Below are 26,289 nucleotides of genomic sequence, written 5' to 3'. Positions count from 1 at the left end.
AGACGTAGCTTCTGCAGAACATATTTCATATTTTGTGCGCCATATGAAGTATGAATTTGTTTCTGCTGAGGCTGCGTTATTGCCGGTAGCTGAAATAAACTCATCTATAACCAACCAGCACACAAAACAGATCCCTAACGATTTGATACAGAGACCACAATCCCTATTTCTCGCATCAGCCTTCATCCTGAACCTTATCGTTTTTTTTACACCTATCTACCGGCACGCGGTGAATGATCCATCTGCATGGATAGGAACCAGTTTTGCGGTACTTCTAACGGCCTCTATGCTGATCAGCCTTGTGGCTATTTTTCTCTATGGAAACCGCATCAACCAGCTTAAATGGGTGAAAGTTGCAACGTTCATTCAGATTGCTGCTCTTGCCGTTGCATCTGCAATATTGTTTACGATGGGAGGTTTTGGCCGGTTCCTCTGGAGAGAAACCGGAAGCACGGGCTTTATACTACTCGCGTTAGTGGCACTCTGGCAGGCCGGACGTTTTATCAAGAAAGACCAGGAGCTTGTTGAGTCGATGGACAGAATACGATAACTATTTTGGCAGCTACTGAAGAAGCCCCGCTCGGTAAAATCATTCTGTTGTTATTTGTCGGGCTGTTCACGTTTGGCCTCGCTCCAATTCTTGTCCGTTACGCGACCGACATTGAACCGATGGCACTTGCCGCACTTCGCACCGGCTTTGCCGTATTGTGCCTGCTGCCTTTCTGGCTTCCAAAGCGAGAATCCCTTTCCACGCTGCAGTCAAAAGGAATCAACCATTTTCTTCTTGTTTTCGCCGGTATTAGCCTGGGGCTCCATTTTTCATTCTGGATTGCCTCCCTTCACTACACCTCAGTTGCATCAGCATCTGTCCTGGTGACTATGCACCCGGTAATGCTCATTGTAGCCGAGAGATTTATTTTTGGAAAGAACTTCAAGCCTATTGTGTGGTGTGGGGTATTCCTCTCATTCACAGGCTCGCTGCTGCTTGGCGTGGCGGATGATGCCAGTTTAACTGAATTTCCGGATGCCCTGCTTGGAAATGCATTTGCTTTCACAGCCGCCGTCATATTTGTAGTCTATTTTATGCTCGGCAGAAAAATCCGGCAGTATACGGAATGGATCGATTATGTCTTTTATGTGTACCTCTACGCAACCCTAACCTGTGTTATACTTACGATTATTTGGGTAGGGGGATTGCCTTATCTGAGCGGCACTGCACTTATTATCGGACTCGCACTCGCCGTGGGTCCCACGATTCTGGGTCACGGATCAATGAACTACGCTGTTAAATACGTCTCCCCAACCCTTCTTTCGACCCTTGTACTTTCGGAAGTAATCTTTGCGGCACTGCTCGCATATCTCTTTTTTAATGAAATCCCAACACTATTCTCCATGGGCGCAATGGTTGTGATTATGATTGGGGTTTCCTTCACCTGGTACAGAAGAGTAAAAAAACCAACAAAACCAACAGGTTGAATTGGAAGCGGTTCTGTTAGATTCATCTATAAATTGTGGAAAATTGAATAAATTGTTGGATCTTTATACCAGACAAGAAAAAAGAGATTTAAACGATATAGCATAAATTTGCGTTTGGTAAGTGGCTTTGGAAAATATCACAAGTAAAGTATTAACAATATTTTCCGGCGCCATATAACAGGAACGAATCCGTTACTGATGATACAATGTTACAAAAAAAGATCTCTTCGGAGATCGGTTGGAGAGTGTCTCACCATCTTTCTGTTTGCTGCAATGATCAGCTGTTCGACTGCTGAAGAGCAGGATCAAATTGCTGTTTCAGAGGCCGAAGAAACATTCCCTCAAACCATTATGGAACCGGTGGAACGTGATTTCGCCGATATCAAGCAGAGAGGGACATTCAGAATGATCACTTACTATAGTTCAAATACCTATTTTCTGAATCAGGGTATTGAAGTTGGTTTTGAATATGAGCTGATCCGTGAATTCACCCGTGAAAATGATCTGGCACTCGAAGTTGTCATAGTTGGTGCAGATGAAAATCCTTTTGAGCTTCTGAATAGCGGGGCGGGCGATGTGATTGCTGCGAATTATACGATTACCCCCGAACGCCGAGAGCTTGCTCAATTTACGCGCCCATACAATCTTGTAAATCAGTTACTGGTTTTTTCAAGTGATCTGAATCCGATGCCAGGTTCGCTTGAAGAGATCGCAGAACGAGAAATTCCTATTTCCGTTCGGAGAAACAGCTCATACTATCTCAAATTACAAGAATTACAGGATGAAGGGTATGACCTCAACATTCAGCTGCTCCCGGATGAACTTGATACGGAAGCAACTCTTGTTGAAGTAGCACAGGGTAACCTCATGGCTACGGTAGCTGACGATAATATGTTCGATGCTACCAACCGTTATATGGATGGATTATTTCCCGGGCCAACCATTGCAGAGAAAGACACGATCGCATGGGCAATCCGCGATAATGCTCCCGATCTTGAAAACAAGATGAACCAGTTTCTTTACAAACATTTTCGCTTTACAGAAGACCGTGATCGCCCCAGACGTTCTACATTCCTGAACATTTTAAGGCAGCGTTACTTCCAGGAAGGCCCACAAATTGCACAGTATTACAATCCAGAGTGGCAGTATCAAACCATGGGAATTATTTCTCCGTATGATGAGATGATTCGATCCGTGGCTGATTCAATGGATGTTGACTGGCTGATGATTACAGCCATGATAGCCCAGGAGTCTGAGTTTAACCCCAACAGTAAAAGCTGGATGGGTGCTGTTGGATTGATGCAGGTAATCCCGCGTTTTGTGACAACGGATTATGATGATCTGTACGATCCGCTTACCAATATTGAAGAGGGAGTTCGAATCTTTAAAGAGCACCTGAATCACTACTCTTATATGGACAGTACGAACCAGGTTGCCTTTGCACTTGCTGCTTACAATGCGGGAATGGGACACGTTGCTGATGCCCGGAGGCTGGCTATCGACCAAAATAAAGACCCCAATGAATGGGAAAACGTAGCAGATGCCTTACTAAAACTCATGCAGCGCAGATACTATCAACAGGCTCGACACGGCTTTGCAAGGGGTATTGAAACAGTTCAGTATGTGGATGAGATTATGAACCGGTACCGTACCTACGAGACGATTATGGCGCTGTCAGAGCGACAGCAGAACCGCACACTCTCCGGAATCATCGGGAACAGAAATCTTAATATGCCTTAAATATCAGTAAGGTCAGATCATCAAACTGGGTGCTTCCGGCAAATTCATTTACTGCCTCTATGATAGCATCTCTGATCTGACCTGAACTTTGATCGCGATTTTTCCGGATAACATTCTTCAGGCGTTCCTCCCCAAACTCTTCCTCTACGCTCCCTGCCTGTGCTTCATTCACGCCGTCGGTGTAGCAGACTACCAAATCGCCGGAATTAAGCTGGACATCCGTGGATTCATACGGCATCATGCTTTCCATTGCACCCAATAAAAGGCCTCCTTCCGATAATTCTCGAAATTGTTCTTCGCCATCGCGCAACAAAAGAGGCGGATTATGCCCTGCATTCACATATCGAAACATTCGTTCTCTGTGGTGATACTTTCCCCAAAAAAATGTGATAAACTTATCGCTCGGCGTATTTTGATAGATCAGATTGTTTATCCGTTCTGTTGCAACAGAAAGTGTAATATCAAAAGGCAGCAATATGTGTAACATCGACTGCAGGTTCGCCATCAAAAGAGATGCGGGGAATCCTTTTCCGGTAACATCTGCAATCGCAAAGATGTGGTTTCCATCCGGAGTTTCTGCAATATCGTAATAATCGCCGCCAACCTGGTACGAACTCACGGTTATAGCTGACAGATCAATTCCTTCAATTTCAGGAATTCGGTCAGGCAGCAATTTATCCTGTATCGATTTAGCGAGAGAAAGCTCTTCTTCCATACGCTCCTTTTCAATTCTCTCTTCCAGCAAATACGTTCGCTGAATTGAATTCACGGCGAGATTTGAAAGGGATTTCAAAAAGTTGTAATCCGTCTCCGTGAATGGTTTGCGGTTTGCCCGGTTTCCCACGCCGATCACCGCAACTTTTTTACTTTGAACCGATATACTGACCAGCGAACAGATATCGCTATTTTTTAGTACCGGATGTTTTTCTGTAATCTCGTCATCCACTTCTGTTATATCAGCTGTTTCCTCAAAAAGAGAGTTGAGCTGGCTGCCGGTTATGGAATCGGAAAAATTGCTGGATGCGAGAAGTTCTGCGGAGCGGTCTGTTTTGTAAATCAGAAAAAAGGACCGGATAAAAAGCTGCCCCATCAGGGCAAATTTAAAAATCCTCGAAATTTTATCTCTGTCAGCCAGCAGGTTAAATTCCTTAGAAAGGTCAAATAGTGTATTCAGCTCATGAATACGCTGATCGAGCTTTCGATTGGTTTGTGAAAGCTGATTGAACATCCGGCTGTTGGCAACTGCAGAAGACGATATAATACAAAGGCTCTCGAGAAACTCAAGTTCTCCAGGCGTAAACGGCGTTTTGGTTAGTTTCTGCTGAATGACAAGAAATCCAAGATGCTGCTCGCTTGTTCTCAGGTTGAAAAGTGCACCGTCGGGATATAAGGTTTTAAGCGGATTGGAATTGTCTATGAGCTCAGATATCAACAAGTGAGAAGCTGAAAGATCTTTTTGCGAAAGATTCAGATTCAATCTATCCACATCGAGGCCTGCCGAGCCTTTTGCTAAAGAAACGTTGTATTGATCCGTTTTGGAGTCGTGCAAAAGGATAGCTGCCCGGGTGACGAGGAGTTTACCCATTGCGATTCGAAGTAAATTTTCGAACACAAACTGCTCGTCCTGGGCTTCAATCAGAACTCTGCTTGTTTCCAATACAGTTTTCAGGTCGAGTCGGGAACGCTGTTTAGAACTCTGGCTGCTATAGTTCACCGTATCAGGATCGGTATTTACACATTATCATTTCGTTGGTGCCGTTTTTGTTACTGTACGACACTTCGTCCATCAGGGAGTGGATCAGGTAGAGCCCCATCCCCCCTCTTTTTTTCTCTTTAATTTTCCGTTCTATATCCGGTTCGCTATACCTGTTCATTTTAAAAGATTTACCCGTATCCTGTATTTGAATACAGATCATATCTTTTTCAAAAGAGATTTCGATATCAATACTCTTTTTATCATCGCCTCTGTAAGCGTGTTTAATAATATTCGTGATCGCTTCATCAACCACCAGCCGAATATCTGCGATCTGCTGCTTAGTAAATCCGTGATTACCGGCATGGTCAGCAACAAAATTCCGGGCTTCCGCCAGGTTTTTCGTAGATGCGACGATTGATTTTTGATATGTAGAAATTGTGCTCAAGCGCTTACTCGTTTAAGAGTTAGAAAACCGTTGAATTGCTTCAGACTCATCCTCAAAAATGTCGTAAAGCGCCGGAAAGCCCAGCAGGTCAAAAACATTGAACACCTTATCATTCATATTTGTGAGCTTAATGTCTCCGCCATCTTTTCTGACATCTTCAATATATGCCATAAAAACTCCAAGTCCGGCGCTGGCTATATATTCGAGTTCACGAAAGTTCACGATAATGTGGATCTGGTCGCGGGCTATCAGATCCTGAAATGCCTTTTCCAGCTCAGAAGCAGTATGGGCATCCAGTTCACCCTGCAGATCTAACACGATGCAGTCATTTTCATTTCTGTGACTGATATTGAAATTTTTCATTCCTGGAAATAATTAAAATTTGGGTGTATCCCGCAATATAGAGCAATCCTTGTAAGAGGCAAAGTTCACTACGTTGTATTATCCGGGGATGTTACAGATGGGCTGTAAAAAAATAAGGCATCACACGTATCCGGTGTGATGCCCTGACTATTCATCAAGAGAGACGCTACTTGAGCGCAATTCATAATAGCAAAAAACTAAGTAAATACATAGGTAAATCTTCTCAAAAACTTGTATTTAAATAATTTAGGTTTATCAAACTACGTATTTTTCCCTATGTTTAATTCCCCTGCATAGCGCCCTGTTCAACATTTTGATCGATCCGGCTGACCCAGGATTGCGCCCCATAGTCCTCAGAAATCATGTTTTTAAAGCGCTCAGCCATATCCCGGGTTTCAAATCTGCCAATCCGTACTCTGTACCAAAGATCTCCGGTATCGCTATTTCCATACGTTACAACAAATGCCCGTTCGTAGCCTCTATCCTTCCAGCGTTCTGCCTGTTGCTGTGCTTTATTCTCTGATCTCCACGCTTCAACCTGCACCACAAAGTCTCCATCATCCGAAAAATCGACACGCCGCTGCTCTTCAGCCGCAGCAATGCTGTCAGCCCTGGCTTGTTCAATACTATCGCGGCGCATCTGTTCCATCTCTTCCTGGTATGCCTGCTGCAAAGAATCTTCAATGGCTTGCTGGTCTCTTTCTGCAACTTCCGGCTCATCTTCCCCGCACGCCTGCAAAAGTGCAATGCTGAAAAGTATTGTGAATGTATACAGTGCAAAGTTTTTCATGCCTCAACCGATTATTTAATATTATTTACGAGTTAACTTCTATTCTATTCTTATAATATAAAATAATTCTGCCAAAAAGATTCACGAATCCATTTGCACCCTTACTGCTGTTTGTCGTATCAGGCTGATATACTTAAAAAAATGCCGGGTTTAGGATATCAGGAAAATTCGGTAACTTATATAGACTAAATTTAAATAAGAATTCGTTTTCAGTTAGATCAGATTCAGATAAAGACTTTTGCCGATGCTGCTTGTCGTAAATCAATTAGAAAAATCGTTTGAAAAAGGAAATCCTGTTGTAAAACAGGCTACCTTTCACGTTGGTAAAGATGAAATTTTTGCCCTGTTAGGCCCAAGTGGCTGTGGTAAAACGACCACGTTACGATTGATATCCGGGTTTGAAAAACCAGATGCAGGTCAGGTCATTTTAAGCGGTAATATCCTTTCTTCTGTTAACAGGCACGTACCTCCCCAAAAACGAGGAATTGGCTTCGTTTTTCAAGACTACGCCCTTTTTCCGCACATGACCGCTCTTGAAAATGTAGCGTTCGGGCTTAACAATCTGCCAAAACATAAACGCAATGTTTTTGCTGAAGAGGTGTTATGCCGGACCGGAATGGGAGATTTTAAAGACCGCAGTCCGGCTGAACTTTCCGGGGGACAGCAGCAGCGTGTTGCTTTGGCAAGGGCGATCGCCCCGGAACCCGAGCTTATTTTACTTGATGAGCCGTTCTCAAATCTTGATGCAATGCTTCGTACCGTTACCCGAAAGGAGGTGCGGTCAATCATTAAAAAAGCACGAATGAGTGCTGTACTGGTTACACACGACCAGGAGGAGGCACTCTCGTTTGCTGATCGCGTGGGAGTGATGAACGAAGGACGCATCGAACAGATCGGTACTCCTGAAGAAGTGTACTATCAGCCAAAAACAAAATTTGTAGCGCAATTTCTGGGGAAAACCAATATTTTTGAAGCGGATGCTGACGATTCTGACCACGTGAATACCAACCTCGGGCTTATGAGGTTAAATTGCCGTGCACGAGGGCATATAACCTGTTCGATCCGTCCGGAACATCTAACCATTGAAAAACCCAATGGGAATACAGACGAATCAAAACTTGGCATTATTGCCGCAAGAGAGTTTAAAGGCCATGATATCACCTACCATGTGGAGTTTGGCGGAGACAGGTACATTGTACACACCGATAACCGTGTAATTTTTGAACCGAGTGATGAGGTTGTTGTGAAACCGCTTGAACCGGCTGTTGTTCTCGAAAACAGCTGATCACTTCTATATAAAAAAATCAGGCTCTTTTAATGAAACGATGATCCTGAATTATCGTACAGAGTCTGACCCAGAGGTCTCATCAAAAAACGTAACACGGTTTTTTAGCATCACACTTCAGTCATTCAACATAAAAATTTATGAGAGTTATGGGATCATTCCCGCCCTGAACCCCCAAGGAAAAAGCATTCTATGAAAAGTGAGTACTCCATTTTGCTTCTGTTGCTGTTTTTTACCTGCACGCCATTTTTCTCTTCTGTTTCCGCTCAGACGGTTCGCGGGATCATTTCAGATGCCGAATCCGGCTCCCCTCTCCCTGCAGCAACCGTACTCATTGAGAACACATACCGCGGCACAACGGCCAACCTCGATGGTGAATTTTCAATAGAAATTTCTCAATACCCTGCAACTCTTGTGGTCCGCTATATCGGTTATGAATCGAGGCAAGTCGAATTGGAGCAATGGCCGGATGAATCCATTTACATCGAAATGGAGCCCTCAGTTACCGAGCTTGACGAAATTGTTGTCACAGAAAAAGATCCCGGTCTTTCGATTATGGAACGGGTCATTGAACGAAAAAAAATATGGCGGGAAGAACTTCACACGTACGAAGTTGATGCGTATACCCGCCAGGTAATACGGAATGACACCTCTATTGTGTCGATCGCTGAGAGCGGAACACGTTCATTCTGGCATCATGAAATGGGCCATCGGGAGCTGCAGCTCTTCCGATCGCAAACCAATAATATTGGAGCTGATCAGAATTTTGCCGGGGTTCGCTTTTTGCCAAATTTTTATGATGATAATATCACCATTGCCGGATACAATATGGTTGGCGTAACTCACCCGGATGCACTCCGGTATTATGATTTTCGCCTGCTTGAAACACTTCGCCTGGATGATAAACCGGTCTATAAAATTCAGGTAATACCAAAACGAAGACTTCAGCCCCTTTTTAATGGCATTGCGTATGTGCTCGGCAGAGAGTATGCATTAATTGAAGTTGAACTTTATCCTAACGATGTGGTTAACTTTCCGCCACCTGTTCAGGAGTTTGACCTGTCTTACCGTCAACAGTTCAGCAATTTTGGCGAAAGGTTTTGGCTGCCGGTAGATATGCGGGTTTCCGGAACCATTAAAATTGAGATGGTTGGACTTCGATTCCCTCCTTTCAATTTCAGCCAGACCTCAACTCTCTCGGAATACAGCCTCAACACGGAGCTTCCCGATTCACTTTACCAACAGGACCGCGTTCTCACCCGGGCCGAACAAGATACCGTTACCGATTTTTCCAGCAGAATGATCCCCCTCACTTTTGAAGAGAGGGAAGCTTATGACACGATTGACAGCACGAACACGCTGGAGAAAGCTTTTGAACCCGAAGGATTTCTCTCAGGATTGATAACCGGCTCGGATGACAGTTCAGGCCCAATCCAAGGCGGTGGTTTTCTGCCTGCCGGGCTCAGTCCTGAGGGCAGGTTTAACCGGGTGGATGGATTTAATCTTGGTCTGAATTATTCACATACCCTGGATGCAACAAATACAACCGGTAAGATTTCAGGAAGTTACAGTTTTCATGCAGGCATTATAAATTACGGATTTAAAATCCGTCAAAAATTACCGGGATTCACTTCCGGCTCAGAAAGCGTAATTTTCAGTGAGTACAATAATGATATCCGTCCCCGATCGCACGACAGTATTTACGAAGGGTTTATGAACACTACGCAATCCCTGGCCGGCGGCAATGACTATTTCGACTATTACAAAACCGAACGGTATTCAGGCGGAGTTGAATTCAACCGCATATTTCCGCGAACGAATTTTTTGCTTTCTTTTGTTAGCCGTAAAGATGAGTCGATCTTTACCGAGATAGAGGAGGTTTATGACTTCAGTCTATTTGGATTGCACAGCCGCCGCCCTGCAAATTCACCAGTTTGGGACGGAAGACTTAACTTCTTACGTTTTGGAATCGATATTAACCGCTCTTCATTTAACTACGGTTTTAGCGGAAACCGAAGTTTGCGGGTATCAGCTGAATACTCCGATTCCGCACTTGGCAGCGAATTCGACTTCACATTTTTGAATGCCGATCTTAGCTGGAATTTCCAGACATTTTTCCCCCGCCGTGTCTTCCCAAACACGCTTGACATCCGGGCAACTGCCGGATACACGTTTGGGGACCTCCCCCCGCAGCAACTTGGAATTTTAGACGGACCGATGGGTATATTCTCTCCATTTGGCACGATCAAAACCAGAGGTGACGGCCCGTATGAAGGAAGCCGATTTTGGACCCTGATCGCCGAACATAACTTCAGATCAATACCCTTTGAACTTATAGGTCTCAACTGGTTTGCTGATAAAGGCTGGGGAATTATTCTGTTTGGAGGAGCAGTTTATTCAGAAACTCAACCCATTTACGATTTTCTCCCCGTTACACCCGACGGGGTTCATACTGAGGCCGGAATCAGTCTGAACAGCATTTTTGGAATCCTAAGATTAGATTTTGCGCTTCGACTGGACGCACCGGGTTCCTTTGTGGGCATCAGTATTCCGAGATATTTTTAATAAAAAAATACAACCAGGTAGCCGGTATGGAACTGCCAAAAATGCAACTCATCGAATCAGCATAAATTTTTTATTCAGAACTTCACTTCCGGAGTAGATTCTCGCAAAATAGACTCCGCTTGGATATCCGCTGAGTGAGAATTCCGCGGCCCTGTTATTTACATCGGTACGATGGAGGAGCTGCCCTGTAATAGAATAAATTTCCACACGGTCAACGGTTGCTGTTGAGCTGATGGTAAAACGCCCTTGCGTTGGGTTTGGGTAGAGCCTTACGAAACCTGAACCGGTGGGGGTTCCGCTGATATCAAGCATAACCGTTACGGGTTCCGACTGATTGTAACCTGCTCTGACTCGGTAGGTGAAGCTATCCTCACCTGAGCGCCCTTCATCCGGGCTGTAAACAAAGCTTCCGTCCGGTTTCAGATCTATTAAACCAAATGCGGGTGTGGTTACAATGGAGGCAGCCATCGGGCTTCCGTCAAGAGAAAGGTCGTTGCTTAGCACCCCCTGCTCTGCAGGAATATGACTATCCGCCCCTGTGCTGACTACATAACGATCTGCAACCGCAACAGGATTTCCGGGAAGAGAGGGCAGCCGCTCCTTCATCACGACGTAACTCTCTTTTATATACTCTTCTGCCTCAAGAGCGTGATTCCAGTTTTGCCACATATGCCGTTCTGATGTCTCTGCAAAAAAATCGTTGTACGCAATTGCAACGCTCAGTCCGTCCGATATCCTGGTTTCGGTTTGGGGTGTGTTGCGATCATCGTGTATCACTTCTGCACGGCTGGGATCAATCACGTTCAAGAGAGTCCACGGCAGCCGAATCTCAATTTTATCATCATAAAGCCGTACTGCATCCAAACTGCTTTTTGGCAGATCGAGCCTGTTCACCTGCATACTGCCTATGTACTGAACCTCATTTTCGAACTGGTTGTTTTTCCATCGCACAATTTTCCAGGGAGCTCCATCGGTAGCAATTGATCTGTATTGTTGTTCGGGAGCCGACTGATTGTGCCACATTCCAAACAGATCGTACGCTTCTGTAACGTAGAGTTCAGCTTTATAATTGGTAATCATCAGGGCAAATTCAGCCCTGTTTTGTACAGAGTGCCCCGAGGGCAGAATGGATTCACCGAGCCCGGCATCATACATGTCTAATCCTACCCATAGCGTATCCAACACGGACAGATGCTGTCGGGTGTTCAGCGTTAATTTCAGGTAGGCAAAGTCGGAGCCGGCTTCAATTCCGGTTACGGGACAATCGCTGCAAAACTCTTCCCAAACCCGCATTCCAGCATCTGCCTTTTTGTAACCAAGCAGTCCGTAGTTCTGTTCTGCCGCGGTTACATTGTGCCAAATGATTCGCCTGTCTGGGTTGAAATCGACGGGATCGGTAATCCAGGTACGTTTAAACCACTCATCAATCCAGGAAAACTGCAGCCCCCCGCCGCCACTTGCCATGTCGATATTTTGCAGCATCCGGATGCTGTGTTCCCCCTGCGATTTTTCGTCATGCCCGCCGTGATGAATTCCGTTATGCGCGTAATGGGCGATTCCCCAGCTGGAGGGTGCGCCGAACTCTGCAATAATTAGCGGAGTGGACTTATAGTGTTCCTTGAGAAAGGTCAGGTATCCGAGATAGCTGTTCTGGCCCAAGTGATCAGAAAATGGAGTGTATTTAGGGTCGCGGCTGATATAATCCGGATAGTATGGATAGGCGTGGTAGCTGATGAAAAATCCAGCTTTGGCGCCACTGAAATCAACCTTAGACAGATCCACCGATGCGCTCACTTCATATTCGTTTACTTCGCCGGGATGTTCAAGCGGATCGAGTGACGGCCAGCTCGAAAAACTAACGGGGCGCTGCGTGCCGTAATTGATCTCTTCAAACGAGACGAGATTATCGAGTCTTTCCGTAATCCACGATTCTGAGGCTCCGGCATCTTCAATGGAAAAATAAGATCCATGAAATGAGGTTATTTCAGGGTGGGTCTGGTCGGTATGAAGAATTTCGGGCGGATGAACTTCGCGCCCGATAATGTATCCGATCATCCACTCAGATGTGTCAACGGTGTAGGTTCCGTAAGCCTTTCCCTGTCGCTCCGGAATCACAGCATTTCCGTGAACGCTGTTTACATTGTCCTCAATCTCCTGATCAAAAAGCTGGGTAAGCGAGTAGAGATCATCATCATAGCCGGGTATGGTCTCCTCAAGCCACACACCCTGGAAATAGTAGAGCGGATGGTTCGGGTTTTTTCGGTTAAATTCTGAGAGAGCTTCGTAGAAGCGCGGGAAATGAAGGGTGTAGAGCCGGATGGTGTTGAATCCCGCATCACGAATTAGCTGAAGCCAGCGGTCATAATCTTCGCGCGTTGCGGCAAGCTGGCCCGGGAAAGTTCCGGGCAGAGCCACCCCAAGGTTCACTCCTTTGATGAACAGCGGCACATGGTCATCACCATTCCAAACGGTGATATGGGTTTTATCGGTAGAGAATGGGTAAATCTCCTGTGCTTCAACAGGCTGGCTGAATAGGACAAGAATTAAACTACAAAAAGCGGCTGCCGATTGATTTTTGTAGTTGGTTACTGCTTTCTTAAAAAAATTATCTGCGCGTCTCATTAAGATGTTGGCACCCTCATTACAAGAAAGTTGAGGTTTGTTTATCGGCCGAATATTGAGATTGCATTAACAGATAGGCTCCTTCTTTTTAAAACATAGTAGTAAATATTGCTCGAAACAGACTACTCGGTGTTTGAGAGCCTCAGCACAATTCTAATTCATTCTTAAATGATTGATAAGGACCGGATCGTACAAGATGGGTGGTTTTCAGAAAAGAGTGTATAGTCGGCAGCCCCGCCGGAAGATTTGAAAAGAAGATTGCTACTGATAAATATGCAGAAACAATTTTTTAATATGTATTTGGGTATTTGTTTTCACCCAAAGTCTGTACGGTACCAACCCTGCATAATCGTATACGAAAAAATGACTGGACAAAAAAAAGGCGAGCCATTAAGGCTCGCCTTTTAAAATCGTTCAGTTTAGGAAACAACCGATTTAGTATTCGATTGGATCAACTGCCTGGTGATTCTGTGGCGTAAACTGATATGGGTTGAGCGGATGTGTTTCTGCTCGTCTGTTTCTTTCACAACCCGGAGTATCTGCGTCACGCTCAGCTTCGGCACACGGTGTTGGGGCTTTACCCAGTCCGCGGCTGTCAATTCTGTCTTCGCTCACGCCATTGTCCTGGTAGAAATCGACAACAGCATTTGCTCGTCGCAGACTCAGTCGCAGGTTGTACTGGTCGCCACCAACGTGATCAGTGTAAGCATCTACACGAACTCTGAAAGCAGGTGTTTCAAGCAATCTTTCTACGTTATCTGCAAGTCGCTGTGCAGCTGCATCTGTAATGTCTGAACGGTCGAAACCAAAGTTGATCGTTGCAAGCTCTTCGATATACGGAGGATCATTAGGATCGAGAGGATCTGTACCCATTTCAATCTCCTGTCCGTCAGTAAACCCATCGCCATCGGTATCTGGATTCAGAGGATCGGTGCCGTATTCATGAACTTCTTCACCGTCTGTAAGTCCGTCACCATCAGTATCAGGATTCAATGGATCTGTGTAGTACTCATTCACTTCTTCACCGTCAGTGAGTCCGTCACCGTCCGTATCTGGGTCCAGCGGATCTGTACCGTACACATTTACTTCATCGCCATCTGAGAGTCCGTCGCCATCGGTATCGGGATTAAGGGGATCGGTGCCGTGTACGTTAATTTCGTCGTAGTCACTGAGTCCGTCTCCATCTGTATCAGGATTCAGGGGATCTGTGCCGTGCACGTAAATTTCGTCGTAATCGCTAAGACCGTCTCCATCTGTATCCCGCTCCATGAGCTCTTCATCGGAAAGAGACATGAGCCATTCTAAGGTTACCGGATCTGGCTCGGGTCCTGGCCCGCTTGTGCCACATCCGTATAATGTAAGCCCTGAAATCAACAGAGCGGTTAAGATGTATTTTGGTGATTGTAGCATAAAGGATTCCTCTGTACGGTTAGTATATTATATGAAACACTTAATTTATTGAATAAAAACAAAAATACACAAGAATGCGACTCAAACAAAAGCTTTTTTTGGGAAGTATTTAGAAATCCCCCTATATTTGGGCGTGACGAAATTGGGGCTATAGCTCAGCTGGCTAGAGCGTCGCGCTGGCAGCGCGAAGGTCCGGGGTTCGAATCCCCGTAGCTCCACTTAATCTATTTCCCCGCATGGACATAAGGCCTTGACGGGGATTTTTTTTGGCTTGATAGATTTTGAGACCTTTCTGATAGTCTGTGATGAGTATTGATCTGAGCGTTGATCTTGCGAAGGCATGCTTCGCGGTTCGAATCCCCGTAGCTCCACTTAATCTATTTCCCCGCAAGGATATAAGGCCTTGACGGGGATTTTTTTTGGTTTGATAGATTTTGAGACCTTTCTGATAGTCTGTGAAGAGTATTGATCTGAGCGTTGATCTTGCGAAGGCATGCTTCGCGGTTCGAATCCCCGTAGCTCCACTTAATCTATTTCCCCGCAAGGACATAAGGCCTTGACGGGGATTTTTTTGGTTTGATAGATTTTGAGACCTTTCTGATAGTCTGTGATGATTATTGATCTGAGCGTTGATCTTGCGAAGGCATGCTTCGCGGTTCTGCCTTGATGACCATCGCATTGCGTTTCTCGAACCAATCGTATTGCAATGCACTGCACGTTCTATAGCAATGCTGTATCCTTTACCTCATCCATTCCTTACGGTATACGTGATCAACGATCCACCTGACCAATTCACTTGTACCTGATCTCTGATTTTGCTTTTATTGAGTTCTAAACCTTAATAAACCAACGGTGGTGATATGAACCGAAAATTTCTACTCGCTGCAGAGACCTTCAGGTATAGTTTTAATAAATACGCTGATAAGCTTGAGGTTAGGGCCGAAAGATTTTTAAAAATTATGCCCTCACATATTGATATTCTTGAAAAATCAGAACAAGAAAACTGGCCTCTTGAGAAATTGGCAGACGCTATGGATACCGATACAAAATTAGCCGAATTCTACCGCAGAGAATATGGCAAAGCCAAAGAGATCGTCAATGCACCAAATCCGGCTGAGTCTTTTCGTAGGGGTGTCAGGCACTCCATTCAACATGCGGTTCATGAAGGGCTCAAAACTGACGAGGATATTGAAAAGCTTGTGATACAAATCTGTTACCGGGCGGCTGATCTGAGTTATCTTTTAGATCAAACGAATCAGAAACTTTCCGTTTACTCCGAAAATTTCCGGAAAACACCCGATAATCTGGATTTATTGGAGGATATTTGAAACCGGATCAAAGAACGTTACCCACCCTGGCTTGTTGAAGTCCGGAGGATGGTCCAGCATCGTAATCCATCACGGGTAAACGCTATGATTTCGTTATTCCCATCCCGGTAAAGATCCGCAATCAGCGGATAGCGCATTCCGGTAGTCGGCAGATCATACAGGCGCTGTTCTGTAATAATATTCCATGCATAGAGACGCCCAAAATCAGCCAGTCCTACAAGATCCATTCGCTGATCCCGGTTAACATCAATAATCATAGGTGCGGTATCACCGGAAGCAGGCTGACCAAGTGACCGGGTAAACTTAAGTTCCCCATCGGGATTATATAAAAATAGTGAACCGTTTCTGCTCTGAACTGCTATCAGGTCATTTCGGTAAAATCCCTCGTCATCACGTAAAAGAACATCCCGAACAGAGGGCGTGGAATTCAACCCATCCGACGAAATCTGTAACTGCTGGATATACAGAGAATCTTCACTAATAAATGTGGATAGCGTATCACTGAACAGCGGCGCCGATCCTATCGAATAGAGGCTCCCGTTTCTCCCCGCTCCAAGAAGGTGATCTTCGTACACAGCCGGCGAACCGTGCAGAGGTGTATCCAGGAACACGGGATATCCGTTTCGGATCTGCCCGTTCAGGCTCCATCCATGCAGCGCATTTTCTGAAATTGCAAATATCGAACGCTCCCCGTCAAGCGTGGCCAGCAGTGGTTTTGTTGTAATAACGGTATTCACACTTTGCGGCCAGCCGGAAACCGGACGCCCTCTCGAATTAAGAATATGCAGATTTCTGTCAGCCGTGCCCACAACAATTTCAGCAATTCCATTCCGGGTAACATCCTCAATCGTCAGCGGTGTGGTAATCGTTTCATTCAGTGTGATAGGAAAATTTGGAAGAATAGTGCCGTTCATATTCCATGCGTATATGCTGTTGCCCGCTGCCTGGAGTATTACGTTCTGATTATTTCCGTACCAATCATAAACAACAGGGGCACCGATCGGCTGCTCCCCCCCGGTTTCGAGCTCTAAAACTTCCGTACCGTCTGTGGCGAGAACGTAAACATAACCGGCGTCTGTTGAAAAGATCACTTCATCTCTGGAACTTGAGGTAATATCCGCCATTACGGGCGTTCCGGTTATTTCACCGGAAGACACCGGGAAAACCCACCGTTCACGATACGGATCATCCGTTACTTCCCGCTGATAGGATGTGATATCGACATCAGCAGATCTGCCATCGTCGGATGCCCGCGTGGTCATCACAAAAAGATCTAAATTAGAGACCAGTGCGTCTAAATAGTTTTGCGGATAGAGCCAGGGTTGAACATACGTTCCAAATTGCTGAGCATTCACATACGTCAATGAACTAAGATCAGCGGGATGATCATCCCGAATCATCATGTAATCATCATTATAGTACATCACTCCCCGCCGGCTCACGTCACCGGAAACCCCTTCGGCAAGTCCGCGGCGCTGTGCCATAACTGCGGCATCATCCACGATCGTCAGGTGAAAACTAACCATCGGGTTGAGTTCAGAACCGATCAGTTTGCCGAGAGACCGACTCTGTATCATAAATGTGTTCCCATCCCGGTTCACATCATCAAAACTTGTGAGATTCGCGAGCAGAGAGCGAAGGTTAGAGGCACTTGAAAGATGGCGTATAAACATATATTCGCTTGTGCTTTCTGCACCGGATTCCGCAAAGGTTACGAAAGCAGCCTCAGGATTAAGAGCAGCCGCAATATCCTGCCAGATATCGGGATTTTCATCAAGATACTGATCCAGCTCAAATTCGTGTTCTGCATCTCCATTTGGGGGAACCGACCGCGGCTCGAGTTGAAAAATTGAAAACGTGGCTGCATTTGTAGAGATGTATCGATCAAGAGTGAACTCTCCCGGCGCCGACCGAACGGCCCGCAGCAGGGCTGATGGAGATTCATCCAGATTCAGCTTGCCGGATAGTTTCCACTGCCACTCTTCTTCACGGTTATCCAATGAAAAAGCGATCGGTTTTCCTCCATCAAAACGATTCCGGAGATCGGGAATATGTGTTATCTGCGCCAGCTGCATCATCCAGCGGTCAAGTGAAGGGGTGTTCACAATGAACCGTCCATGCTGTGTTTGCTCTTCAGACAGTTCCATAGCGGGGTTGCTCCCCCGGAGTGTTCGAAGAGAGTTCTCAATTCCCAGGCTCGACTCAGAAAAAAGAATATAGTTGCCAACATCTACAGCAAAAATTTCGCGATCGGAGATAAAAAACTTTTCAACGGTAAAATTTCCGAAGCTGTAATTATTCTGTGCAAACTCTCGCTGATGATTCTCCTTCATATAGCTCATCAATCCCTGCACCGGACGGATCACCCAGATCGGCTGCCAGTCGTTCGATGTATCCGGGTACAAAATCACCGCTTCGGTAATAGCCTCACCGGCCGCGGCCTCACCCACATTACCCGTGATCTGAATGGCCGATGGCGTGATATCATCAAACATGGGAATGTATGGAGCCTCGAGAATATCCCGTATTGTGCTGTTTTCTTCGGGAACAATCAGGAAAAGAGCGCTGTCGGGCACAAATTCCGACCAATGGCCGGCTGAACCGCCGGAGCAGCCCCAAAATGAACCCATCAGACCTAAAAATAAGAAAAGAACCAGCAATCGCAGCTTTTGTAGAACTTGCAAAGTCAGAATAATATGTTTGTTAAGAATGGGTTAATAGCATAGCTTATTGAAAAATCAGGCCATTTGTTCCTGTTGTTTTCAATACAACAAGGTAAAAAACTTTTCTGATAATGAGTTTTCTGAATCCGCTATTTTTAATAGCCCTGGTATCTATTGGGATACCTCTGTTAATCTACTTGTTAAATATCCGCAAACCAAAACGGGTACGCTTTTCTACGCTTGCCTTTTTTGATTCTCTTAAGAGTACGTCCTTAAAGAAAATCAAATTAAAGCGTCTGCTTCTCCTTGCCCTGCGAATTCTTGCAGTAGCCGCACTTGCCATAGCGCTTGCAAAACCATTTTTACCCTCCGGTTTTGGAGGTATGGCAGATGGTGAACCTGCCGTGATCGGGATCATGATTGACAACAGCCCGGGCATGGAGCAAATTGACCGTCATGGTCCGTATATCGAACAGGCTAAAGATCTTGCAGAAGAAATTATTTCCCTGCAGGACAGCGACAACCAGTTTATCCTGAACGTATCACACGGCGCATCGCTCAACCTCCCCCCTCTCAATAAAACTGCCGCGGCCAGAGAACTCGGGGAGATTGAAACCGTCAATGCCGGAAATCATTTCGTTGAAAATCTCAGGGCCATTGCCGGACAGATTTTAAACGCACCCGAACCTAACAAAATTTTATACGTTATCACTGACGGCAGCGAAAGCTCACTTGCTGACTTTGAAAACCTTACTGGTGATGATCTGCACAATGATCTCCAGCTTAAATTTATTCGACTCGGTGAGGCGGAACCATCGAATTCCGGAATTCAAACTGCCGGTGTAGAATCTTCTGATGGAGAAATTCATCTGACCGCAACTGTTCAAAATTACGGAACAGAACCGACCGGAAGCCAGTTTTTAAATTTCTATCTCGAAGATGAACTGATCGTGCAGCAGGCCTACTCTATTGATGCGGGCGGCAGCCGGGATTTTCGGTTTGAGGTACCTGAATCAGATCAGCGGTTTTTAAAAGCAGAACTGCTGATTGAAGGCGACGAACTCACATTTGATAACCGATATTATGCGGCCATTCAAATGCCGGAACAGAGGCAGGTACTTGTGATACAAGGTGAAGAGAACCAGTCGGGGGAATTTCGCTCTTATCTCCGACCTCTTCTGGAAGCTGTTGCCGATCAAAGCGACCGGCTTCAATTTCGTTTCGAGCCGGTTGGCAATGTATCACCGGATCAAATAGAAGGAATGGATGCGATTGTACTGGATGGCGTACGGTCGATCCCCGATTTTCTGTCACAAAGCATCATCGAAAATGTGCAGTCAGGCGCCGGACTACTCCTGCTTCCTGCATCTGACGGACGGATTGAAAGCTACAACCGACTGCTCGGCATCAGCAATGCCGGGCGATACAGCAATCTTGCCGGAAGTTACGGCTCATTCCAGAGCTTCGACCGCCTTGCGCCACCCCGTGAAGGCCACCCGATTCTGGAAGCGATGTTCGACATGGAAGAGGGCGAAGATCTGCGGGTAAACCTGCCGGAACTTTTTTATTATTATCGAATTAATGCGGTTGATGGTGGTGCATCCACTCCAATACTTACGTCACGAACCGGAAATGTTATTCTGAACGAAACCACGGTTGGGAACGGCACGCTGATCTACTCTGCAATTGGCAGTGATCCCGGCTGGTCCAACTTCCCGATCAAGCCGCTCTTTGCCCCGCTTTTCTACAGAACGGTTGACTATCTTGCACGCGGGGAAGGTGCTCAGCTCAACACGCATACTCTCGGGCAATCGTTTGATCTCACCCTGCCGGGAGCTTCACCAGGATCGGTAGAACTTATGCTCGGCGATGAATCGATCATCCCGGAAACCCGGCAAACCTTTTCAGGCCTGTCGGTTACCTATGATGGCAGAGAATGGACGCCGGGCTGGCTGAATATCAGACATGGTGATGAAGAAATCGTGTTTGGTATTAATCAGGATGCAATGGAATCATCTTTAATTTCGTTAGATGTAACAGAACTTGAGGAGTTGTTAGCAACATCTTTTGCAAACTTTAGTGTTCAGAATATAAGCGGAGACCGGGAATTACTGATGGCCGAACTTGAGACAGCATCGCTGGGAAGAGAAATTTGGCACTGGTTTATTATTGCTGCAATCTTTTTATTATTAATGGAATCGATGGTATCAAGACATTATAAAGCCGAATCAATTGCATGAGCATAATTAACGAAATTCATAGCTTTTTTGTCCTCCTGCTGGCACTCTTTACGCTGGCAGCAACTTTTCTTGCGCTCTATTCCATAGGCAACGCCATCCGGCTCCGAAATGTGCGATTAAGCTGGAATTCCGGAAAACTTTGGGGATACCCGCTTTTTTCCACACTTTTTGTAATCTCATCCGGAATTGTCATTGCCATTTCGGCAGTTTTCCAGGTAGAGCAGTACTACACGATTTTCGGCTGTTACGCCTGGATGGGGATAAGCTGGTGGATTGCCAGTCATTTGGCCTCTAAGACCTATATTACTGACCACGGCATCGTAAAAAATATAAATGACCCCTCTCAGACGATAGCTTGGCACCAAATTTGCGACTATGTAGAGAAACCGAAGTCACGCGGTTCTGACTACTTATTTATGTATCAGGGCAGTGACACAAGAAACAACAGCGACAAAAGTGTTACAAGACTTGAACTTTTTGTCCCGGATAGGAAAGCGGCGAAGTTTGAAAAGATTGTAACACTGAAAGTTGGCAAATTTCTTTCACCGGTTTCTGATATCCCATTCGATATCAAAACAATAGAATAGATAACTTAGTCATAATCATTTGTTAGAAGACGTTCGAAAACCTTCCATTACAAAAGAGAAGGCCATCCTTGTTGGAATTTACGGCCCCGACACGCCTAAATGGCTTGCGGGGGAGTATCTCGATGAACTTGAACTGCTTGCTGATACAGCTGGCGCCTCAACGGAAGAGAAAGTACTGCAGAACAGGCCTCAGCCCGATCCATCCACCTATATCGGTAAGGGTAAACTCAATCAGCTTAAAGCAAAAGTGAGCGAAACCGGCTCGGACCTGCTTATTTTTGATGATGATCTGACGGCCACACAGGTTCGAAATATCGAAAAAACAGCAAACGTAAAAGTACTCGATCGAAGCGGACTCATTCTCGATATATTTGCATCGCGGGCAAAAACTTCAGCTGCCAAAACTCAGGTTGAACTTGCACAGCTTCAATACCTGTTGCCGCGCCTGACTCGCTTCTGGACTCACTTGTCGCGACAGAAAGGTGGAATTGGAACAAAGGGACCCGGTGAAACACAGATTGAGACTGACCGGCGACTGATCGGTGAACGGATTTCTACACTGAAGGATAAACTTGAAAAGCTCGACCGCCAGCGAACAACGCAGCGAAAAGGGCGATCAGAGAATCCAAGAGTGGCACTTGTGGGATACACCAACGCCGGAAAATCAACGCTGATGAATGCACTTACCGACACGAATGTGCTTGCAGAAGACCGGTTATTTGCCACGCTCGACTCCACAGTTCGTCGCTTGGAGCTCGAAAATCACGACATTTTGCTTTCTGATACGGTAGGGTTTATCCGCAAACTTCCTCACAATCTGATTGAGAGTTTTAAAAGCACGCTCGATGAAGTTCGCGAAGCTGATTTACTGCTTCATGTAGTGGATGCATCCTCAAATTTGATCGACGATTATATTGATGTTGTAAACACAACACTCGAAGAGCTGGATATCAAAGATGTGAAGAAAGTGCTGGTTTTCAATAAGATCGATAAGGTTGAACCCTCCCGGCTGATGGAACTAAAAAAAGGATTTCCAGGTGCGATTTTTGTTTCTGCAGAACGCTCAATGGGCCTTGATAAGCTACAGGGACAAATTGAGCTGATGATTGAAGAGGATTATCACCCGTTCGTTTACACAGTTCCGATGGCCCATTATAAGGCAGTTGCATTTTTACACGATGTTGGCGTTGTTGATAGTGAACATTTTGAAGGAAACAGCGTTACTATTAAAGGAAGTATTACGGAAGCTGACAGAAACCGGTTCGACGCGATGCTTTCTAAACTGGAAACGGCAGTCATTTGACCCATAAGCTATGTTAGCCAAACAGATACTAAACAACAGTTTTACCCCGCTTGTTTCAACAGATAAAGCAAGCTCCGCACTGGCTAAAATGGAAGCCTGGCAAACCGCCAACATTCCCGTTATTGAACCAACAACCCGCAAGGTAATTGGCCAGGTCACTCTTGATATGCTCACTGATCTGCCGGATGAGTCTAAGCCAATGTCTGATTTTGATCTCAAAGAGCCGATCTTTGCGTACGAAAATCAGCACCTCTTTGAAGTTGCCCGGCAGATGTTATCAAAAGAAGTCCGCTTCATTGCCGTTGTGGATCACACCGAATCGGTCATTGGAATTGTTGAGAAAAAAGATCTGCTTGAAGCTTTCTCAAAGATGCTCAACATTTCAACGCAGGGCTCTGTAATTTCCGTGGATATCGAACGCGCTGATTATACACTTACCAAGCTTGTGAATATTATAGAATCTGAGAGTGCTAAGATCCTTGGACTTACTGTAGAGCAGACGCCGGGATCTGAAGCAAATATCAGAGTTTCTATCAAACTCAATCTTCAGGATACTTCTGCCGTCGTCTCTTCGTTGCAAAGACATGGATATATCACCACTACTGAAAATCGTGATGACCTGCTTCAGGTTGACATGAGTTCCCGTGCAGATGAACTTCTTCGCTACCTGGAATTGTAACACAAGATTTTACCGGTCTCAGCGGGAACAAAACCCAACAAGTTGGTATATTCAAAATTGACTCTACCCCAAGAACTGGTCTACATAAATAATTCATGAACCGTACTGTATCCTTTGTTCCGCGGCTTATACTGTTTTTACTGTTTCTACTCCCATTGACCGCCCACGCTCAGCACGAGATCCGTACCGGAAGCAGTTCTCTGCAACAGGGAATTGACCTGTTTGAAAAAGGGCTGTATCCTGAAGCCGCGGCTTATTTTGAAAAAATCCTGCTCAATCAGCCCGAAGATATTCAGGAGACTGAACTTGCCGCGTACTTCCATGCCCGTTCAGCCATTAAAGTAGATTCTACCCTCACAGACAGGCAAACCGACCGTTTTGCAAATGAATTCCCTCACAGCCGATATACAGCTGTGCTTCTTAAAGAGGCAGCCGATCAGCATAAAGAACGTGGTGAACTCGACAGGGCCATTCAGCGAATGCAACAAGCTCTGAATTATCCCCAATCATCTTCCAGAAAAGCTGAACTCTACTATAATATTGCAGAAACAGCTGCAGAGAACGGCCAAAATGACCTCGCAAGAGAAATGTTCCTCGAACTCTCTGATAACCACAGAAGATCCGAGTGGTCTCCCAAAGCTCTCTATGCCCGCGGACGCCTTTATCTTGAAGATGAAGATTACGAACGCTCAGCTGATGCATTCGAGCTTCTTCGCGAGCGCCACCCATTTGATCAAATGACACGCAGGATCGGCACCGCTCTTGGGGAATCATACTATCAGCAGCGCCGTTTTGCTGAGGCGATTGAAGCTCTCGAACGAGCCTTGCCTTTACTCGATGATGAGAACCGTTCAAAAGCCGTTTACCTGATTGCCGAAAGCTACAACGCACAAAACGATTTTGAGAACGCCACGCGGTTTTATCGCATGTATATCAACAGGGCGGAAGATGAAGATCAAGCAAGAATTGCGCACTACGGCCTTGGCTGGGTATATCACAAGCAGGAAATTTATCACTGGGCCGCTGATTCCTTTGGCCGGGCTGCCGTTGGGTCTGATGAAGTTGCTCGAAAAGGGCTTTACTACCAGGCCGTAAACAACAAACTTGCAGGACGTTACCAAAATGCACTGGATGCATTCAGGCAATTTGGTAACAGGTTTGATGATGGTGTATTTTTTGAAGAGGCATATTTTGAATGGGCCGTCACCGCTTTTGAAATTGGGTTTAACGGCGAAGCGATCGACGCACTGCTCCCGCTGGCCCGGATCGTAGATGAACTCGAAAACCCCGGTGAGGTTCTTACTTTTTTGGGCGAAGTCTATTTTGCCAACTCAGAGTACACACGAGCACTCGAAACATTTGAGATGGCCAGTCAGCTTACAGATCTGGATGAAGCACTGATTCGGCAGGCTCGTTTTCAAATGGCGTGGGTTCGATACAGCAACCAGGCGTACCGGCAGGCACAACCCGAATTCGAAGCAGTCTACAACGAATGGCCCAACAGTGATCTTGGCCGGGAAGCACTATTCTGGAGCGCAGACGCCCATTTTCAATACGAAAACTTCGGCCCTGCATCATCGCAATATGCCCGTTTCATCAACGACAATCCGAGTCATTCCCTGATCGGTGCGGCAAAATACGCCCTCGGGTGGGCTTATTTTAAGATGGGTGATTATGAGAATGCCACCGGGCCACTCATCGATTTTCTGGATAATTACGATCCGCCTTCCATCGCACTTTTCCCGTATGATACCGATACCCAACTTCGTATCGGGGATGCATTTTATGCCCAGGGAAAATATCAGGAAGCACTGGAGTATTACAACCGAACGATCGGGGCTGATCCGGGTGGCGATTACGCGATGTTCCAGGTGGCTAACAGCTACTACCGTATGAACCGAAATTTTGATGCAGTAACTCAATTTCGGCGAATGCTTCGAATTTACCCCTATAGCAGGCTCCGCGAACAGGCACAGTATAATGTGGCCTACATTTATCTGAATACCGGTAATTACGACCAGGCCGTGGAAGAGTTCAACACAGTTATCGAACGATTCCCCGGTACGGAATGGGCCGCCAGGGCGCAGTATAACATTGGTGATTCCTACTACAATGCAGGCGATTACGAACGTGCTATTGAAGAGTACAGGCGGGTTCTTGAAGGATATCCCGGCAGCACCTATGTTCTGGAAGCGGTAAATGGCATCCAGTTTGCGCAACTCTCCGCCGGGCGGGATGATCAGAGTACCGATATTCTTGAAGAATTTCTGGACGAAAACCCTACCTCTTCCACCGCAGACCGGCTCCGCTTTCGGCAGGCTGAAAACACCCTTCAATCGGGAGATTACCAGGCAGCAGTATCAGAGTTCAGACAATATCTCAGGATTACCAATAACGAATCGATGATGCCGGAAGCTTACTTCAACCTGGCAGATGCCTACTTGCGGATGGACCGGCCCAACGATGCCGCTGAAGCATACCGAACGATTGCAGAAGATTTTCCCAACTCAGACCGTGCGGCACCTGCACTCGCAGAGTTGGGACAGATTCTGCTCAATCAGGGAAGTTATGATCAATCAGAATCAATTTTCAGGGAGCTTGCAGAGAAGGATTCCCGGTTTCAGCTTGAAGCATACCTTGGCTTGGGACGGGCCAACCTCGGGAAAGGTGATACCGGTGCAGCAAGACAACATTTTGAACGCGTTCTTTCAATTAATGAGAATAATGACGCCGCCAGAACCGGTTTGGGTAAAGTATTACTCGAAGATGGCCGAAATGAAGAAGCCCGCCGCTTTTTCTCATTAGTAGCAGAGAACAACTCAACAGAAATCGGTGCTGAATCTCAGTATTTGCTGGGTATCTCTCATATGGAAGCCGGAAACCGTGAACAGGCCCTTGAAGAATTTTCAAGAGTGCGCGTACTGTTTGGGGCGTACGACATCTGGGTTTCAGAAGCTCAGTATAAAACTGCTGAAATTTATATCCGGGAAGGACGACGCGGAGATGCACTTTCACTTTTAAACTCTATTGTTGATACTTACCCCGGCACATCGGGTGCTGAAAAAGCACAACAACTTTTAGATAGAAACTAAGGCTT

The 26,289-nt window shown here is 45.9% G+C and carries 18 protein-coding genes and 1 tRNA gene; 12 read left to right on the top strand and 7 right to left on the bottom strand.

What is annotated here, in order from left to right; translation table 11 throughout:
• Nucleotides 1-43: 43 nt before the first annotated feature.
• The 3 genes from DYD21_RS17090 to DYD21_RS17080 all read left to right on the top strand — a co-directional run bounded on the left by DYD21_RS17090 (nt 44) and on the right by DYD21_RS17080 (nt 3,216).
• Nucleotides 44-550 carry a DUF4293 family protein gene (locus DYD21_RS17090; RefSeq protein WP_233505577.1) on the top strand — a complete coding sequence of 169 codons (507 nt, stop codon included), beginning with the start codon at nt 44-46 and terminating at the stop codon, nt 548-550.
• 5 nt (nt 551-555) lie between these two features.
• Nucleotides 556-1,476 carry a DMT family transporter gene (locus DYD21_RS17085; protein WP_233505576.1) on the top strand — a complete coding sequence of 307 codons (921 nt, stop codon included), beginning with the start codon at nt 556-558 and terminating at the stop codon, nt 1,474-1,476.
• A 198-nt stretch (nt 1,477-1,674) separates the two neighbouring features.
• Complete coding sequence (locus DYD21_RS17080) at nt 1,675-3,216, top strand: transglycosylase SLT domain-containing protein (RefSeq protein ID WP_233505575.1); 1,542 nt, start codon at nt 1,675-1,677, stop codon at nt 3,214-3,216.
• On the opposite strand, the gene DYD21_RS17075 is transcribed toward DYD21_RS17080, so the two are convergent.
• From DYD21_RS17075 to DYD21_RS17060, 4 genes are all read right to left on the bottom strand, one after another.
• Nucleotides 3,203-4,930 (bottom strand): GAF domain-containing SpoIIE family protein phosphatase, encoded by a 1,728-nt coding sequence (locus DYD21_RS17075; protein WP_116038213.1) that lies wholly within the window; start codon nt 4,928-4,930, stop codon nt 3,203-3,205. The genes DYD21_RS17080 and DYD21_RS17075 overlap by 14 nt on opposite strands.
• A 4-nt stretch (nt 4,931-4,934) precedes the next feature.
• Entirely contained in the window at nt 4,935-5,357 is a 423-nt protein-coding gene (locus tag DYD21_RS17070; protein WP_116038212.1) for an ATP-binding protein, read from the bottom strand.
• Between the two features lie 12 nt (nt 5,358-5,369).
• Nucleotides 5,370-5,720, bottom strand: coding sequence for an STAS domain-containing protein (locus DYD21_RS17065; protein ID WP_116038211.1), 351 nt, complete (start codon nt 5,718-5,720; stop codon nt 5,370-5,372).
• Between the two features lie 280 nt (nt 5,721-6,000).
• Nucleotides 6,001-6,510, bottom strand: a complete 510-nt coding sequence (locus DYD21_RS17060) for an SPOR domain-containing protein (RefSeq protein ID WP_116038210.1) — start codon at nt 6,508-6,510, stop codon at nt 6,001-6,003.
• 244 nt (nt 6,511-6,754) lie between these two features.
• On the opposite strand from DYD21_RS17060, the gene DYD21_RS17055 reads away from it, so the two are divergent.
• Together DYD21_RS17055 and DYD21_RS17045 are read left to right on the top strand one after the other, a co-directional pair.
• Entirely contained in the window at nt 6,755-7,795 is a 1,041-nt protein-coding gene (locus DYD21_RS17055; protein ID WP_116038209.1) for an ABC transporter ATP-binding protein, read from the top strand.
• 192 nt (nt 7,796-7,987) lie between these two features.
• Nucleotides 7,988-10,360: a DUF5686 and carboxypeptidase-like regulatory domain-containing protein gene (locus DYD21_RS17045; RefSeq protein WP_116038207.1), complete on the top strand. Its 2,373-nt coding sequence runs from the start codon at nt 7,988-7,990 to the stop codon at nt 10,358-10,360.
• 48 nt (nt 10,361-10,408) lie between these two features.
• Here the strand turns inward: DYD21_RS17045 and DYD21_RS17040 are convergent, their stop codons facing one another.
• Nucleotides 10,409-12,982 (bottom strand): Ig-like domain-containing protein, encoded by a 2,574-nt coding sequence (locus DYD21_RS17040; RefSeq protein WP_116038206.1) that lies wholly within the window; start codon nt 12,980-12,982, stop codon nt 10,409-10,411.
• Nucleotides 12,983-13,417: 435 nt separating this feature from the next.
• Nucleotides 13,418-14,392, bottom strand: a complete 975-nt coding sequence (locus DYD21_RS17035) for an OmpA family protein (protein ID WP_116038205.1) — start codon at nt 14,390-14,392, stop codon at nt 13,418-13,420.
• 144 nt (nt 14,393-14,536) lie between these two features.
• Here DYD21_RS17035 and DYD21_RS17030 point away from each other — a divergent pair.
• Nucleotides 14,537-14,610: transfer RNA gene (locus DYD21_RS17030), tRNA-Ala, on the top strand.
• 642 nt (nt 14,611-15,252) lie between these two features.
• Entirely contained in the window at nt 15,253-15,720 is a 468-nt protein-coding gene (locus DYD21_RS17025) for a hypothetical protein (protein ID WP_116038204.1), read from the top strand.
• A gap of 17 nt (nt 15,721-15,737) precedes the next feature.
• On the opposite strand, the gene DYD21_RS17020 is transcribed toward DYD21_RS17025, so the two are convergent.
• Complete coding sequence (locus DYD21_RS17020; protein WP_158607341.1) at nt 15,738-18,404, bottom strand: VCBS repeat-containing protein; 2,667 nt, start codon at nt 18,402-18,404, stop codon at nt 15,738-15,740.
• Between the two features lie 110 nt (nt 18,405-18,514).
• On the opposite strand from DYD21_RS17020, the gene DYD21_RS17015 reads away from it, so the two are divergent.
• The 5 genes from DYD21_RS17015 (at nt 18,515) to DYD21_RS16995 (ending at nt 26,284) form a co-directional block, all read left to right on the top strand.
• Nucleotides 18,515-20,623: a VWA domain-containing protein gene (locus DYD21_RS17015; RefSeq protein WP_116038202.1), complete on the top strand. Its 2,109-nt coding sequence runs from the start codon at nt 18,515-18,517 to the stop codon at nt 20,621-20,623.
• A complete protein-coding gene (locus tag DYD21_RS17010; RefSeq protein ID WP_233505574.1) occupies nt 20,620-21,210 on the top strand; it encodes a hypothetical protein in 591 nt (196 codons plus the stop codon). Before DYD21_RS17015 ends, DYD21_RS17010 begins: the two co-directional genes overlap by 4 nt.
• A 19-nt stretch (nt 21,211-21,229) precedes the next feature.
• On the top strand, nt 21,230-22,513 hold the full coding sequence (gene hflX / locus DYD21_RS17005; RefSeq protein WP_116038201.1) for a GTPase HflX: 1,284 nt from the start codon (nt 21,230-21,232) through the stop codon (nt 22,511-22,513).
• 10 nt (nt 22,514-22,523) lie between these two features.
• Complete coding sequence (locus DYD21_RS17000) at nt 22,524-23,192, top strand: CBS domain-containing protein (RefSeq protein WP_116038200.1); 669 nt, start codon at nt 22,524-22,526, stop codon at nt 23,190-23,192.
• A gap of 95 nt (nt 23,193-23,287) precedes the next feature.
• Nucleotides 23,288-26,284: a tetratricopeptide repeat protein gene (locus tag DYD21_RS16995; protein WP_116038199.1), complete on the top strand. Its 2,997-nt coding sequence runs from the start codon at nt 23,288-23,290 to the stop codon at nt 26,282-26,284.
• Nucleotides 26,285-26,289 lie beyond the last annotated feature (5 nt).

It is taken from the genome of Rhodohalobacter sp. SW132 (assembly GCF_003390325.1).
GTDB lineage: Bacteria > Bacteroidota > Rhodothermia > Balneolales > Balneolaceae > SW132.
Note: the sequence above shows the minus strand (reverse complement) of the source record. Positions and strands in the feature narration are given on the sequence as shown.